General features: G+C 32.8%; 15 protein-coding genes, 1 riboswitch and 1 other annotated feature. All 15 genes read left to right on the top strand.

Annotated features, from left to right (window positions below; genetic code table 11):
• Positions 1 to 313: 313 nt before the first annotated feature.
• The 15 genes from thrS to hemB all read left to right on the top strand — a co-directional run bounded on the left by thrS (position 314) and on the right by hemB (position 15545).
• Entirely contained in the window at positions 314 to 2242 is a 1929-nt protein-coding gene (gene thrS / locus PYW35_RS05520; RefSeq protein ID WP_016910910.1) for a threonine--tRNA ligase, read from the top strand.
• Between the two features lie 68 nt (positions 2243 to 2310).
• A riboswitch (Lysine riboswitch) is annotated at positions 2311 to 2483 on the top strand.
• An 87-nt stretch (positions 2484 to 2570) separates the two neighbouring features.
• Entirely contained in the window at positions 2571 to 4064 is a 1494-nt protein-coding gene (locus tag PYW35_RS05525) for an amino acid permease (protein WP_103322808.1), read from the top strand.
• 52 nt (positions 4065 to 4116) lie between these two features.
• Positions 4117 to 4242, top strand: a sequence feature (ribosomal protein L20 leader region).
• 24 nt (positions 4243 to 4266) lie between these two features.
• Positions 4267 to 4797, top strand: a complete 531-nt coding sequence (infC, locus tag PYW35_RS05530) for a translation initiation factor IF-3 (protein WP_016910908.1) — start codon at positions 4267 to 4269, stop codon at positions 4795 to 4797.
• Positions 4798 to 4822: 25 nt separating this feature from the next.
• Positions 4823 to 5023 (top strand): 50S ribosomal protein L35, encoded by a 201-nt coding sequence (gene rpmI, locus PYW35_RS05535; RefSeq protein WP_016910907.1) that lies wholly within the window; start codon positions 4823 to 4825, stop codon positions 5021 to 5023.
• Positions 5024 to 5065: 42 nt separating this feature from the next.
• The gene (gene rplT / locus PYW35_RS05540) at positions 5066 to 5425 is read left to right on the top strand and encodes a 50S ribosomal protein L20 (protein WP_016910906.1); all 360 of its coding nucleotides are present in this window, start codon (positions 5066 to 5068) and stop codon (positions 5423 to 5425) included.
• 151 nt (positions 5426 to 5576) lie between these two features.
• Entirely contained in the window at positions 5577 to 6200 is a 624-nt protein-coding gene (locus PYW35_RS05545; protein WP_016910905.1) for an NUDIX domain-containing protein, read from the top strand.
• Between the two features lie 2 nt (positions 6201 to 6202).
• The gene (locus PYW35_RS05550) at positions 6203 to 7129 is read left to right on the top strand and encodes a hypothetical protein (protein ID WP_016910904.1); all 927 of its coding nucleotides are present in this window, start codon (positions 6203 to 6205) and stop codon (positions 7127 to 7129) included.
• Between the two features lie 96 nt (positions 7130 to 7225).
• A complete protein-coding gene (tig, locus tag PYW35_RS05555; protein WP_103322809.1) occupies positions 7226 to 8506 on the top strand; it encodes a trigger factor in 1281 nt (426 codons plus the stop codon).
• 124 nt (positions 8507 to 8630) lie between these two features.
• A complete protein-coding gene (gene clpX, locus PYW35_RS05560; protein WP_016910902.1) occupies positions 8631 to 9893 on the top strand; it encodes an ATP-dependent Clp protease ATP-binding subunit ClpX in 1263 nt (420 codons plus the stop codon).
• Between the two features lie 177 nt (positions 9894 to 10070).
• Positions 10071 to 10658, top strand: a complete 588-nt coding sequence (gene yihA, locus PYW35_RS05565; protein ID WP_016910901.1) for a ribosome biogenesis GTP-binding protein YihA/YsxC — start codon at positions 10071 to 10073, stop codon at positions 10656 to 10658.
• A gap of 74 nt (positions 10659 to 10732) precedes the next feature.
• Positions 10733 to 12070 carry a glutamyl-tRNA reductase gene (gene hemA, locus PYW35_RS05570; RefSeq protein WP_016910900.1) on the top strand — a complete coding sequence of 446 codons (1338 nt, stop codon included), beginning with the start codon at positions 10733 to 10735 and terminating at the stop codon, positions 12068 to 12070.
• Positions 12071 to 12090: 20 nt separating this feature from the next.
• On the top strand, positions 12091 to 12924 hold the full coding sequence (locus PYW35_RS05575) for a cytochrome C assembly family protein (protein WP_016910899.1): 834 nt from the start codon (positions 12091 to 12093) through the stop codon (positions 12922 to 12924).
• A gap of 18 nt (positions 12925 to 12942) precedes the next feature.
• Complete coding sequence (gene hemC / locus PYW35_RS05580) at positions 12943 to 13866, top strand: hydroxymethylbilane synthase (RefSeq protein WP_103322810.1); 924 nt, start codon at positions 12943 to 12945, stop codon at positions 13864 to 13866.
• A gap of 15 nt (positions 13867 to 13881) precedes the next feature.
• The gene (locus tag PYW35_RS05585) at positions 13882 to 14565 is read left to right on the top strand and encodes a uroporphyrinogen-III synthase (RefSeq protein ID WP_103322811.1); all 684 of its coding nucleotides are present in this window, start codon (positions 13882 to 13884) and stop codon (positions 14563 to 14565) included.
• Positions 14562 to 15545 (top strand): porphobilinogen synthase, encoded by a 984-nt coding sequence (gene hemB, locus PYW35_RS05590; RefSeq protein WP_016910896.1) that lies wholly within the window; start codon positions 14562 to 14564, stop codon positions 15543 to 15545. The genes PYW35_RS05585 and hemB overlap by 4 nt, the downstream gene beginning before the upstream one ends.

The raw sequence follows: 15545 nt of genomic DNA on the forward strand, positions 1-15545 counted from the left end.
TTTTAGCTTGATATTTTAGATTAGAGTTGTATAATTGAGTTATCTTAAATGAATATAAAAATTTAGAGGACATGACGTCTATAAAGCATTCACAGAGAGTCTCATATCGCTGGAATTGAGATAATGCAATATAAATGGTTACTCCCTCATACATGATGCGTTAATCCGCATTCGGCTCAAGACCGTTATCTTATGTAGAGTTATCGTGCTTAAATAAGCGCGTTAATGAGGGTGGTACCGCGAGAGATTTCGTCCCTTTGGATGAGGTCTCTTTTTTATGTTCTTTAATAGAAAAAATGAGGAGGAAGTCGTTATGAGTGAAATAAACATTAAATTTCCAGATGGTAGTGTGAAAGGGTTCGAGCAAGGCACAACTACAGAAGAAATAGCCCAATCTATTAGTCCAGGTTTAAGAAAAAAAGCTGTTGCCGGTAAATTTAATAACCAATTAGTAGATTTAACAAGACCTTTAGAAAATGATGGAGAATTAGAAATTGTTACACCAGGTAGCAATGAGGCATTAGAAGTATTAAGACACTCTACTGCACATTTAATGGCTCAAGCTTTACAAAGATTGTATGGTGACGTGAAGTTTGGTGTGGGTCCTGTTATTGAAGGTGGATTCTATTATGACGTAGACACTGAACATAAAATATCTAGTGACGACTTCGAAACAATTGAAAAAGAAATGAAACAAATCGTGAATGAAAACTTTAAGATTGCGCGTAAAGTTGTAAGTCGTGATGAAGCAAAAGATTTCTTTACAAATGATGAGTACAAATTAGAATTAATAGATGCAATTCCTGAAGATGAGAACGTAACACTTTATTCTCAAGGTGAATTTACTGATTTATGTCGAGGCGTTCACGTACCTTCAACTTCAAAAATTAAAGAATTTAAACTTTTATCAACTGCAGGTGCTTACTGGAGAGGCGACTCTAATAACAAAATGCTACAACGTATTTATGGTACTGCTTTCTTCGATAAAAAAGAATTAAAAGCTTATCTAAAAGTATTAGAAGAAAGAAAAGAACGTGACCATAGAAAAATTGGTAAAGAGTTAGAGTTATTTACTACGAATCAAGATATTGGTGCTGGTTTACCATTATGGTTACCAAACGGTGCAACAATTCGACGTGAATTAGAGCGTTATATCGTGGACAAGGAAGTCGCAATGGGTTATGACCATGTTTATACACCAATTATGGCAAATGTTGATTTTTATAAAAAATCTGGTCACTGGGATCATTATCATGAAGATATGTTCCCTACAATGGACTTAGGAAACGAAGAACTTGTTCTTAGACCGATGAACTGTCCTCACCATATGATGATTTATAAAAATAGCCGTCATTCATATAGAGAATTACCAATTCGAATTGCAGAATTAGGTATGATGCATAGATATGAAGCGAGTGGAGCAGTATCTGGTTTGCAACGTGTCCGCGGTATGACTTTAAATGATGCGCATATCTTTGTTAGACCTGATCAAATCAAAGAAGAATTCAAACGCGTTGTAAACATGATTCTTGATGTATATGATGATTTCGGATTCGAAGATTATACATTTAGATTAAGTTTACGTGACCCAGAAGATAAAGAGAAATATTTTGACGATGATGATATGTGGAATAGAGCGCAAGCTGTTCTTAAAGAAGTTATTGACGAAATGGAGTTACCATATGAAGAAGCAATTGGTGAAGCGGCATTCTACGGTCCTAAATTAGATGTTCAAGTGAAAACAGCAATGGGTAAAGAAGAAACTTTATCTACTGCGCAACTTGATTTCTTATTACCAGAAAAATTTGATTTAACTTATATCGGTAATGACGGTGAAGAACATCGTCCTGTTGTCATCCATAGAGGTGTTATTTCAACTATGGAAAGATTCACTGCATTTTTAATAGAAGAAACAAAAGGCGTGTTCCCAATTTGGTTAGCGCCGAAACAAGTAGAAATTATTCCTGTTAATGCTGATTTACATTATGATTACGCTAGAACATTACATGATGAATTGAAATCTCAAGGCGTACGTGTTCACATCGATGATCGTAATGAAAAGATGGGTTATAAAATACGCGAAGCTCAAATGAAAAAAGTTCCATATCAACTCGTTGTTGGTGACAAAGAAGTGGAAAATCAAGAGGTAAATGTCCGCCAATATGGTTCTAAAGATTCGAAAACTGTCGAAAAAGATGAGTTCATCTGGAGCTTAGTAGATGAAATTAGATTGAAAAAGTAATAAGCTATTGAAATTCATTGTGTCATCGGGTATAGTTTTAATAGTAAATTTAATTAAATATTCCTCAGTAATGAGTTAGAGGTTGCAATATTCAATAGTAATTATTCAGAAGCGTAATGGCGCATATGTTGAAATAATGAAAGGGGATATTGCCGAAATAAATAGTAACCATGATGCTATTTATTGGGCCAGTGTTTAATAAATACTGGACTGTCACACTAAGTGATGTGCTACCAATTTGTATGGAATGAACATATATAGGTCGCATATCTTGAGGATATGCGACTTTTTTAGTGGCTCGATTGTGGAATGGAGAAAGGAAATAACAATGTCTCAAGAAAAATCAACAAACAATGTTCAAAGAAAGCTTAAAGATAGACATATATCAATGATCGCTATTGGCGGTTGTATAGGTACAGGTTTATTTATGACTTCTGGCGGTGCTATTAGAGATGCTGGACCAGGAGGGGCGCTATTAGCATATGCAATAGTCGGATTAATGGTGTTCTTTCTTATGACATCTCTAGGAGAAATGGCAACGTATTTACCGGTTTCAGGATCATTTAGTACGTATGCGACACGATTTGTAGATCCTTCATTAGGATTTGCGCTAGGTTGGAATTACTGGTTCAACTGGGTTATTACAGTTGCAGCTGATATTACGATAGCTTCTCAAGTTGTCAGCTATTGGGAACCGCTTGAAATTATTCCATCGTGGCTATGGAGTGTAATATTTATGGCCATTATATTCGGTTTAAATGCTCTTTCTGTTCACGTGTATGGAGAAAGTGAATATTGGTTTGCCTTCATTAAAGTTGCTACAGTTATTATCTTTATTGGAGTCGGTTTATTAACAATATTCGGTTTGTTAGGCGGAGAATATTTAGGATTCAATAACTTCGTAGCAGGTGACGCACCATTCTTAGGTGATTCTAATGTTAATACATTCTTGCTCGTGTTAGGTGTATTCTTAGTAGCAGGATTCTCCTTCCAAGGTACAGAACTCATCGGTATTACAGCTGGTGAATCTGAAAATCCTGAGCGTGCTGTGCCTAAAGCGATTAAACAAGTATTCTGGAGAATTTTATTATTCTATATTTTAGCAATTTTTGTAATTGGTATGATCATTCCTTATACGAACCCTAATTTAATGGGTGGAGATGAAGTGGCTAAATCGCCATTTACACTCGTATTCGAAAACGCTGGTTTAGCATTTGCAGCTTCATTTATGAACGCAGTAATTTTAACATCCGTATTATCAGCTGGTAATTCTGGTATGTATGCTTCAGTGAGAATGCTCTTCTCTATGAGTAAAGATAAACTTGCTTCACCTGTATTTTCAAAAACAAATAAATTCGGTGTTCCTTATACAGCGCTTATGGCTACAGCAGTCGTTGTTGTCATTATATTTGCGATTGAGCACTTAAGTGGTGGTGCATATGAATATATTATCGCTGCTTCAGGTATGACAGGATTTATTGCTTGGTTAGGTATAGCAATTAGTCACTATAGATTTAGAAGAGCTTTTGATATTCAAAATTATGATAAAACAAAATTAAAATATACAGCTAAATTATTCCCATTCGGACCACTATTCGCTTTTGCACTTTGTGCGGTTGTAATTGTTGGTCAAGATGTTGATTTCATTCAAACAGGTGAGTTTGAACCTAGAAGATTCTTCATCACATATATGGGTATTCCAGTATTTTTAGCATTCTTTATATTCCATAAAGTGAAATATAAAACAAAAATGATTCCACTAAAACAAGTTGATTTAAGTCAAGACGTGGATATGCAAGTATTTGAAAAGAATATTAAATAAAGATTGACATGAACGTTTATAATTGGTAAGATAAGTCTTGTTGAATACGAAACGGACCAAGTAGAAGCATACCCGCTTCTCACCTGTAGTGACGCGTAAAGCTGTTAGCAGGTACAATAAACCTTTAATGTTTATGGATGAGAGCGGGTGCATTGTGCATTCGTTCTTTTTTTTCTTGGACGACTTCGTAAAATTCTAGGAGGTGTCAACCATAGCTAAAGATCAGACTCAAATTAATGACAAAATTCGTGCGAAAGAACTTCGCCTTATAGGTCAAAATGGTGAACAAATTGGTGTTAAATCTAAAATTGAAGCAATTGAAATGGCTGAAAGAGTAGATTTAGACGTAGTAATCGTAGCACCAACTGCAAAACCACCTGTTGCAAGAATTATGGATTATGGTAAATATAAATTCGAACAACAGAAAAAAGAAAAAGAAATGCGTAAGAAACAAAAAGTAGTTAATGTTAAAGAAATTCGATTAAGTCCAACTATCGAAGAACATGACTTTGAAACAAAATTAAAGCATGCTCAAAAATTCTTATCTAAAGAAGATAAAGTTAAAGTATCTATTAGATTTAGAGGTCGTGCGATTACGCATAAAGAAATTGGTCAACGTGTGTTAGAACGCTTTGCAGAATCTTGTAAAGATATAGCAACAGTTGAGCAAAGACCTAAAATGGAAGGGCGTTCAATGTTCTTAATGTTATCGCCAATTTCAACTGAAAAATAAACCGAAATAATAGGAGGAAATCTCAATGCCTAAAATGAAAACTCATCGTGGAGCAGCTAAACGTGTTAAAAGAACTGGTTCAGGTCAATTAAAACGTTCTAGAGCGTTCACTTCACATTTATTTGCAAACAAATCTACTAAAGCGAAACGTAAATTACGTAAAGCTTCATTAGTTTCTAAATCAGATACAAAACGAGTTAAACAAATGTTAACGTACGTAAAATAATAAACATAGCGGACTAATGGTCCATTTTAAGGAGGAATTATAATGCCACGTGTTAAAGGTGGAACAGTGACGAGAGCTCGTCGTAAAAAAGTTTTAAAATTATCTAAAGGTTACTTTGGATCAAAACATACATTATATAAAGTTGCTAAGCAACAAGTTATGAAATCAGGTAACTATGCTTACCGTGACCGTCGTCAGAAAAAACGTGAATTCCGTAAATTATGGATTGCACGTATCAATGCGGCATCTCGTCAAAACGACATCAGCTATAGCCGTTTAATGAATGGTCTTAAATTAGCTGGTATTGATATCAACCGTAAAATGCTTTCTGAAATCGCTGTTTCAGATGAAAAAGCATTTGCTGAATTAGCTACTAAAGCTAAAGACGCTTTAGCTAAATAATAGCTGTTCATATACGCAATTTAAACTGTCGATAAAGGATTGAACTTTATCGACAGTTTTTTTATGAAAAAAGGGAGGAATAGCCCCATCTCCTTTACGCTTTATATTCCCTTTGATAAAATAGTGTAGAAAAAAGAATAAGGAGAATAATATGTCTAAATTTGACGAAATGATAACAGTTGTACCAAGAAAGACAATTTTTAATGATGAAGCGTATCAATTCGATGGCTTTAAATCAATTCAAGATGAAGAAACAAAATATATTTATGAAACAATTAATCAATATGAAACAAAGAGACGTGGAGATATGGAGGAAGACCCTTCATATAAACAATTGATTTCGTATTGCATATTAGAAAATGAAAATGACGAAGTATTGGTTTATGAACGTTTAACTGGTGGTGGTGAAGGTAGACTTCATGGCTTAAGTTCAATTGGCGTAGGAGGACATATGAATGATGTTCCTGGCGCTACTAATGTTGAAGAAGTTATAAGAGAAAACGCAGCACGTGAACTAGAAGAAGAAGTTGGTTTAAATAAACAAGATGTAGAAAATATGGAATTAATCGGCTTTATCAACGATGATCAAAATGAAGTTGGAAAAGTTCATATAGGTGTTGTCTTTAAATTAAAAGTTGATAAAGAAAGTGTAGAAGCTATCGAGACTGATACATTGAAAATCAATTGGGTTAATCAATCAGAATTGTCGCATAATGAAAACTATGAAACATGGAGTAGTCTTATTATAGACGGCATATATAGAAGAGGTGAGTAACCTTGAGTGAAATCATTCCATTTCCAAAATTGAAAAATCAGCTCATTACGAGTATTAATCAAGCAATAAAAAATGGACAGTTTGATGAAGCTTATCAAACGTTTGAATTATATGAACAACATTTTGCGATGGATGAAGAACTTTCATTAAAAAAATGTGAAGTCTTAAAAGAGTGTGGCCATTATTTAGAATTAAGAGAAGAAGCAAGTATATTGTTAAATCAAGGACATGATTATTACGATAAAATTGTTGTTTATTTTGTCGAAAGCTTATATTATTTAGAACAGTATCAAACAGTAGTTGAAATCATTAATCAAATTAAAGATGAAAACATTGAACATTCTACTAGAATGTCGCTACTTCCAATTCAAGATATGGCAAAAGATAAACTCGACCAAAGACAGCTTAAAGCTTCAGAGGTATTAAGAACGTTTCAAGAAACACAATTTGAAGAGCAAATTAATCTATTGATAGATTTAATTGATAATCACTTAGGTGTATTTAATTTAACGTTAGCTCAAATTATAGAGAACGAATCACTGCATCCTAATGTACAAAGTTTAATTTTAGAGTATTTGAGATTAGGCGAATGGTCTGCAGATGTAAAATTTGAAAAGCTAAACGAGATTATAACCGTTAACCCCATCGAATTAGATGGCATTGAAAGAACAAACATTAACAAAAATATCATTCCTAAAATAATAGATCAACTTGAAATTGATAGTCCTTCATCAATTGAATTAGCTAAAAGTTTACTGAATCAACACGCTATAGTAATGTATCCAATTACGTTTAGTGAGATAAAAGATGAAAATTTAATTGCGTGTTACTTGAAACTTTTATCAGAACGTTTTAATATAGACGCTAACTACAAAAGTGTAAATCAAGATGATTGGCAAAAATTTATTGATTTTATTCAAAAATTGTAATGAATATAAACACTATAGTTGAAACATCAGAAAGCTATGTTATAATTAAAGAGTTGAAAATTAATAAAATTAGGATAATCACGGAGGTTTTTATTCATGACAGCAACATGGGAAAAGAAAGAAGGTAACCAAGGTTTATTAACTGTTACGGTTCCTACAGAAGAAGTAAATAAAGGTTTAGACAAAGCATTCAAAAAAGTTGTTAAAGAAATTAATGTACCTGGCTTCCGTAAAGGTAAAATGCCAAGACCATTATTCGAACAAAGATTTGGTGTTGAATCATTATACCAAGACGCATTAGACTTCATTTTACCTGAAGCATACGGTAATGCAGTTGAAGAAGCAGAAATCAATCCAGTTGATCGTCCGGAAATTGACGTTACACAAATGGAAAAAGGTAAAGAACTTATCTTTGAAGCTACTGTAACAGTTGAACCAGAAGTTGAATTAGGTGACTATAAAGGTCTAACTATAGAAAAACAAGATCGTGAAGTAACTGACGAAGAATTCGACAAAGCATTAGAAGACGCAGTGAGTCGTCAAGCTGAATTAACAGTTAAAGATGGCGAAATCGCTGAAGGCGACGTTGTAAACATTAACTTTGATGGTTATGTTGACGGTGAAGCTTTTGAAGGCGGACAAGCTGAAGGTTACGATCTTGAAATTGGTTCTGGATCATTTATTCCAGGATTTGAAGAACAACTTATTGGTCTTAAAGCGAATGATAGCAAAGATGTTGTTGTCACTTTCCCTGAAGAATATCACGCTGAAGAGTTAGCTGGTAAAGAAGCAACATTCAAATGTGAAATTAATGATGTGAAATCAAAAGAAATTCCAGAATTAGATGATGAATTAGCTCAAGAGCTTGATGAGTCAATTAAAACTGTAGACGAGTACAAAGAAAAATTACGTAAAGATTTAGAAGATGCGAAAGTAAATCAAGCGGAAGCAACTGAAAAAGAAGAAGCGATCACTAAAGCTTCTGACAATGCTAAAGTTGAAATTCCTGAAGCTATGATTAACACTGAATTAGATCGCATGATGCAAGAATTCGAACAACGTATATCACAACAAGGTTTAAACCTTGAATTATACTATCAATTCTCAGGTCAATCAGAAGAAGAACTTAAAGCACAAATGAAAGAAGACGCTGAAAAACGCGTTAAAACTAATTTGACTTTAAAAGCTATCGCTGATGCAGAGAATATTGAAGTTTCTGATTCAGATGTTGAAGCAGAATTGACTAAAATGAGTGAACAATTTGGATTATCTGTTGAAGATATTAAATCAACATTAGGTAATAACGACATTTTAATTAACGACCTAAGAATCCAAAAAGTTATTGACTTATTAGTTGCTGAATCAGTTGGAGAATAATTGTTATTCAGTATTAAATTAATTATAGTAGCAGAATTTTTCTGCTACTATTCTTTTTTTAGTTCGTTTAATTTGAAAAAGTAAAAAACATTTAGTATAGTCTAAAAAGAATAGGGGTGTAAAAATGTTTAAATTTAACGATGGTGAAGAAAACTTAAAATGTTCTTTCTGTGGTAAAGAGCAGGATCAAGTTAAAAAACTTGTAGCTGGTAGTGGTGTATATATTTGTAATGAATGTATAGAACTTTGTTCTGAAATAGTAGAAGAAGAATTGAAGTCACAAGAGCCAGAACAATTTACTGAAGTTCCTACACCTAAAGAAATTATGGAACAATTAAATGATTATGTTATTGGACAAGAAAATGCTAAAAAATCATTAGCAGTTGCTGTCTATAACCATTATAAACGTGTTCAACAACCTTCAGAAAGTGAAGATGGTGTTGATTTACAAAAAAGTAATATCGCATTAATTGGACCTACTGGTAGTGGTAAAACATTACTAGCTCAAACATTAGCTAGATCTTTAAATGTTCCATTTGCTATTGCAGATGCAACGAGTTTAACAGAAGCTGGTTATGTAGGTGAAGATGTAGAGAATATATTATTAAGATTAATCCAAGCAGCAGACTTTGATGTTGAAAGCGCTGAAAAGGGTATTATATATGTTGATGAGATTGATAAAATCGCACGTAAATCTGAAAACGCATCTATAACAAGAGATGTTTCCGGTGAAGGTGTTCAACAAGCATTGCTTAAAATATTAGAAGGTACTACAGCAAGTGTACCGCCACAAGGTGGCAGAAAACATCCTAACCAAGAGTTTATTCAAATAGATACAACTAATATTCTATTTATTCTTGGTGGTGCGTTTGATGGTATTGATGAAGTTATCAAACGTAGATTAGGTGAAAAAATAATTGGTTTCAGTAGTTCAGGTGAAGAAATTAGCGATGAAGAATCATTGTTATCACAAATCAGACCGGAAGATTTACAGTCTTATGGTTTAATCCCTGAATTTATCGGTAGAATTCCAATTGTAGCTAATTTAGAAACGTTAGATGTTGATGCATTGAAAAACATTTTAACTCAACCTAAAAACGCATTAGTAAAACAATATACTAAAATGCTTGAATTAGATGATGTTGAATTACAATTCGATGAAGAAGCACTAACAGCGATAAGCGAATTAGCTATAGAACGTAAAACAGGCGCGCGTGGATTGCGTTCTATTATTGAAGAAGCTTTAATTGATATCATGTTTGATATTCCATCAAGTAGCGATGTTAGCAAAGTTGTCATCACAGAAAATACAATTAGAGATAATAAATTACCTAATTTATTTGATAGTGAAGGTAACTTAATAAATGATGAAAAGACATCAGCATAACTATAAATGATCTATAAGAGGCTGGGACAAATTATTTGTCTCAGCCTCAATCATTTATAATGGGTGGTACAATGAAATCTTATTTCAACATTAGATTTCTGTTTCGCTCCGTTTGCTTTGTTTAAAATATAAGCAATATAAGATATAATAAAAGAAACAAACTTGTAGGAGAAAACAATGAAAATTAATCCGAATAACGTAGATATTATAATAAGCGCAGTTGATCCAAAGCAATATCCTGAAACTGGTTTACCTGAGATAGCGCTTAGTGGACGTTCTAATGTTGGTAAATCAACGTTCATTAATACACTAATCTCAAGAAAAAAAGTAGCAAGAACTTCATCTAAACCAGGGAAGACGCAAACATTGAACTTCTTTAACGTAGATGAACAACTTATTTTTGTAGATGTGCCAGGCTATGGTTATGCAAAAGTAAGTAAAAAACAAAGAGAACAATTTGGTAAAATGATAGAACAATATTTAACGACTAGAGACGAATTGAAATGTGTAATTCAGCTAGTAGACATTAGACATAAACCAACACAAGATGATGTATTGATGTATAATTACTTAAAACATTTTGAAATTCCTACAATCATTATCGCAACTAAAGAAGATAAAATACCTAAGGGCAAAGTTCAAAAACATTTAAAAATTATACGACAAACTATGGAAGTTGATTCTGAGGATAAGTTAATAAGTTATTCATCTGTTAAAAAAGAAAAGACAGACAATATTTGGGCGTTATTGTCACAATATATTTAAACAAAATCCTCACATTCCTAGATTAGAAATGTTATAATTTAGGCATTGGACATAAATTAATGGGGGCGTTAGAAGTGCATGTTGTTGTAGTAAGTGTAAACTATAAGACTGCAGACGTTGCGATGCGTGAAAAATTAGCGTTTAATGATCAAGAAATAGAGAACGCGCTCGTAGCTCTAAGTAATAAAAAATCAATATTAGAATGTGTAATCTTATCAACATGTAATAGAACTGAAGTATATGCTGTTGTAGATCAAATGCACACAGGTAAATATTATATTCAGTCATTTTTAGCTGACTGGTTTGATCAATCATTAGACACAATTAAAGCTTATACAAATGTGTTAACTGAGAATGATGCAGTGGAACATTTGTTTAGAGTGACATCAGGTTTGGATTCAATGGTCCTAGGTGAAACACAAATATTAGGACAAATGAAAGATGCGTTTCAAATTGCACAAACTGAAGTTACAACAGGTACAATGTTTAATCGATTATTCAAACAAGCAATTACGCTAGCTAAGCGTGGTCATCATGAAACAGATATTGCATCTAATGCTGTGTCGGTTTCTTATGCTGCAGTAGAGTTATCTAAAAAAGTGCTAGGTAAATTAGACAATAAGAAAGCACTGATCATTGGTGCTGGTGAGATGGCAGAATTAGCAGTTGCAAACCTTAACGGTAGTGGCGTAAATGACATTACGGTAATCAATCGTACTGTTGCTAAAGCAGAAGCATTAGCAATGCAGTATAAAGGCGTAGCTAAAGGCATCAATGAATTACAATGTTCATTGATGGAAGCTGATATTGTTATTAGTTCTACAAGTGCAGAACATTATGTCTTAACTAAAGAAATGATGCAAGATGTAGAACGTTTTAGAAGAAACAAGCCACTTGTATTAATTGATATTGCTGTGCCTAGAGATATTGACCCTGCAGTAAATGATCTAGATTTAATGTTTAACTATGATGTAGATGATTTGAACGGTCTAGTAGACGCAAACCTAGCAGAACGTGAACAAGCAGCTCGTGAAATTGAATTACTCATTGCAAAAGAAATAGATAAACATGAAGAATGGGTAAACATGTTAGGTGTTGTACCTATTATTACAGCGCTTAGAGATAAAGCGTCACATATACAACAAGATACTATGGAAAGTGTAGAAAGAAAGCTTCCTGATATGACTGAAAGAGAAAGAAAAGTTATATCTAAACATATGAAGAGTATCGTTAATCAACTATTAAAAGACCCGATTACACAAGCTAAAGAATTATCAACGGATAAAAAATCAAAAGAAAAATTAGAATTATTCCAAGAAATCTTTAATATCACAAATGAAGTAGAGCAAATTAATGAAACTAAGAAAGAAATAAAGAGAGGTCAATTGTCTACAAGCACAGTTGAATCTTAATTTAAATATATGGTGATGCTATGCAAGATATAATTGCGGTACGTTTGCATGAAATTGTATTAGTCATTTACATGATATGTTTAGGGTGCTATTTCTATGACTTTATTCAAAAAAATTCTAAAGTAAGAACGTTTGGGTACTACGCACTAGGGATTGTTTGGATTTTTCAAACAATCTTTTTGTGCATGTATATTGTGACAACAAAACAATTCCCAATCTTGACTATATTTGAAGGTTTTTATTTTTATACATGGATGATTATTACAGTTTCATTAGTTATAAACTATTTTAAATCAACAGATTTAACAGTATTTATTATTAATCTAATTGGATTTGTATTCTTAGTTATTCATACATTTAGACCTGAGCAATATGATACAGAAAATACTGCTTCTAATATTATGAATGAATTGCTATTAATACATATATCTTTAGCAATTTTAAGTTACGTTCTTTTTGCATTAAGTACATCACATGCAATATTGTATTTACTTCAAAGAAAGAACTTAAAAGAGAAAAAGTTTAACCAAAAGTTCTTTAGAATGGGTAGTATTGAACAATTAGAACAAAATGTTTTTAGATTCTCTTTAGTAGGATTTTTAGTACTGCTCATCAGTTTAATATTAGGCATTCAATGGGGCTTAATTATAATTGGTAGTGAGATTTGGATAGATATGAAAGTGATAGGATCATTAATAGTCTTGTTATTATACGGTGTTTATTTATTTTTAAGAGTGAGAAAATCTGTTAATACTAAAACATTAGTCATAGCGAATATTATGATATTTTTAGTGTGTATGATAAATTATTTGGTGGTCTCAAAATTTTCAGGATTTCATCAATGGTTTAACTAAACAATGATGGAGGAAATTATGCGTAAAATTATTGTAGGTTCTAGAAAAAGTAAATTAGCAATGACGCAAAGTCAGCAATTTATAGATAAATTAAAAGAAACATATCCAGAATTAGATATTGAAATCAAAGAAATTGTAACTAAAGGTGATAAAATAATTGATGTTCAATTGTCTAAAGTTGGTGGTAAAGGTTTATTCGTAAAAGAAATCCAACAAGCATTATTTGATCGCGAAATTGATTTTGCGATTCATTCGCTAAAAGATGTTCCTAGTGAATTGCCTGAACAGCTCACACTTGGATGTGTACCTGAACGCGAAAATCCTTTTGATGCTTATATCGCTAATAATCACGTAAAACTTGCAGATCTAAAGCCAGGTAGTATAGTAGGCACAAGTTCTTTAAGACGTGGTGCACAAATATTAGCTAAATACCCTCATTTAGAAATTAAATGGATTAGAGGTAACATTGATACACGTTTGAAAAAATTAGAAACAGAAGATTTTGATGCGATTATCCTTGCCGCTGCAGGATTAAAACGAATGGGTTGGAGTGAAGACATCGTTACTGAATATTTAAAAGAAGATACGATGGTTCCAGCTATTGGTCAAGGTGCATTAGGTATTGAATGTAGAAGAGATGACAAAGAATTATTAGATATTCTGAAATCCGTTCACGATGATACAGTAGAAACATGTGTTACATGTGAAAGAACGTTTTTAAGTGAAATGGATGGAAGTTGTAAAGTTCCTATTGCAGGCTATGCAACTAAAGAAGGAAATGAAATTTCATTTACTGGATTGATAATGTCACCTGATGGTAAAGAAAGATATGAATGTACGAAAGTAGGTACCGATCCAGTAGAAATCGGTAAACAAGTGTCTGAAGAATTAAAAGCTCAAGGTGCATATGAAATTATTAAGAAATTAAATGAAGAAGCATAATAAGGAGTCGTTAAAATGAAGCCGATTATAGTGGTTACAAGTACAAGAACTGTTCAACGCGAAGATGTAGAGATTCGACATTATCCATTTATAGATATTGTTCCTATCCAATTTGACCAGTCTTGTTTAAAACCCCACTATGATTGGCTTATTTTTACGTCTGTTAATGCTATTAAAATTTTCGAACCGTATTTAGCGAGTATTCGTGTGAATCATATTGCAGTCATTGGATCTAAAACTAAAAAGATGGCTGAGAAGCTGAATATTACTGTTGATACAATGCCTGAATCATTCACGCAAGAAGGTTTAATAGATGAATTTAAAGATAAACTATACAATCAATCTGTATTGATTCCATGCAGCAAACTTGCGAGAGATAAACTAACGACGCAATTATCTGAATGGAGTAATCAAGTACAAAGGTTGCACATCTACGAACCTGTGACAAATACTGAAAATGTTAATAAAGTTCACGAACTTATTAAAAATAATGAAGTGACGCACGTTACTTTTTCAAGTTCATCAGCAGTATCAAGTTATTTTGACAAACATAAAGAAATCAACGATGCAGTAACAGTTTATGCAATTGGAGAAATTACACAACGAAAATTAAATACATATCATCAACCTTCTAAAATAGCATCAGAATACACTTTGGAAGGTATGATAAATACAATTTTGAAAGAGGTAGAATTATGAAATTTGATAGACATAGAAGACTTAGATCATCACAGGTAATGAGAAATATGGTGAAAGAAACATATGTCCATAAATCTGATTTAATTTATCCAATATTCGTAATCGAAGAAGACAACATTAAGAATGAAATCACATCAATGCCTGGTATATATCAATTAAGTTTAAATCTTTTAGAAGAAGAACTGAAAGAAGCTTATGATTTAGGTGTTAGAGGTGTTATGTTCTTTGGTATACCTAATGAGAAAGATGCATGTGGTACAGGTGCATTTATTGATGATGGCATTATTCAAAAAGCAACTCGACTATCTAAAAGTAAATTCCCAGATTTATTAGTTGTAGCAGATACGTGTCTTTGTGAATACACTGATCACGGACATTGCGGTGTTATAGATGAAGAAACAAACGATGTAGATAATGATAAATCATTAGAATTACTTGTTAAAACTGCAGTTTCACAAGCTAAAGCAGGAGCGGATATCATTGCGCCAAGTAATATGATGGACGGATTTGTAGCTGAGATTAGAGAAGGATTAGATCAAGCTGGATTTATAAACATCCCTATTATGAGCTACGGTATCAAATATGCATCTAGCTTTTACGGTCCATTTAGAGAAGCAGCTGATGGCGCGCCTTCATTCGGTGACCGCAAAACATACCAAATGGATCCAAGCAACCGTTTAGAAGCATTTAGAGAACTAGAAAGTGACATTAAAGAAGGTTGTGACATGATGATTGTTAAGCCAGCTTTAAGTTATTTAGATATTATAAGAGATGTACGTAATCGTTCTGACTTGCCTATTGTGGCATACAACGTAAGTGGTGAATACAGCATGACAAAAGCTGCTGCATTAAACGGTTGGATTGATGAAGAGAAAATCGTTATGGAACAAATGATCTCAATGAAACGTGCTGGAGCAGACATGATTATAACTTATTTCGCAAAAGATATATGTAAATATCTAGATGGAGGAGAATATTAA

This window comes from Mammaliicoccus vitulinus (genome assembly GCF_029024305.1).
Classification (GTDB): Bacteria; Bacillota; Bacilli; order Staphylococcales; family Staphylococcaceae; genus Mammaliicoccus; species Mammaliicoccus vitulinus.

Bases quoted from the DNA above. Each gene is read 5' to 3' on its own strand.
- thrS (WP_016910910.1), top strand. From the start codon at position 314: ATGAGTGAAATAAACATTAAATTTCCAGATGGTAGTGTGAAAGGGTTC.
- PYW35_RS05525 (WP_103322808.1), top strand. From the start codon at position 2,571: ATGTCTCAAGAAAAATCAACAAACAATGTTCAAAGAAAGCTTAAAGAT.
- rpmI (WP_016910907.1), top strand. From the start codon at position 4,823: ATGCCTAAAATGAAAACTCATCGTGGAGCAGCTAAACGTGTTAAAAGA.
- rplT (WP_016910906.1), top strand. From the start codon at position 5,066: ATGCCACGTGTTAAAGGTGGAACAGTGACGAGAGCTCGTCGTAAAAAA.
- PYW35_RS05545 (WP_016910905.1), top strand. From the start codon at position 5,577: ATGTCTAAATTTGACGAAATGATAACAGTTGTACCAAGAAAGACAATT.
- tig (WP_103322809.1), top strand. From the start codon at position 7,226: ATGACAGCAACATGGGAAAAGAAAGAAGGTAACCAAGGTTTATTAACT.
- clpX (WP_016910902.1), top strand. From the start codon at position 8,631: ATGTTTAAATTTAACGATGGTGAAGAAAACTTAAAATGTTCTTTCTGT.
- yihA (WP_016910901.1), top strand. From the start codon at position 10,071: ATGAAAATTAATCCGAATAACGTAGATATTATAATAAGCGCAGTTGAT.
- PYW35_RS05575 (WP_016910899.1), top strand. From the start codon at position 12,091: ATGCAAGATATAATTGCGGTACGTTTGCATGAAATTGTATTAGTCATT.
- hemC (WP_103322810.1), top strand. From the start codon at position 12,943: ATGCGTAAAATTATTGTAGGTTCTAGAAAAAGTAAATTAGCAATGACG.
- PYW35_RS05585 (WP_103322811.1), top strand. From the start codon at position 13,882: ATGAAGCCGATTATAGTGGTTACAAGTACAAGAACTGTTCAACGCGAA.
- hemB (WP_016910896.1), top strand. From the start codon at position 14,562: ATGAAATTTGATAGACATAGAAGACTTAGATCATCACAGGTAATGAGA.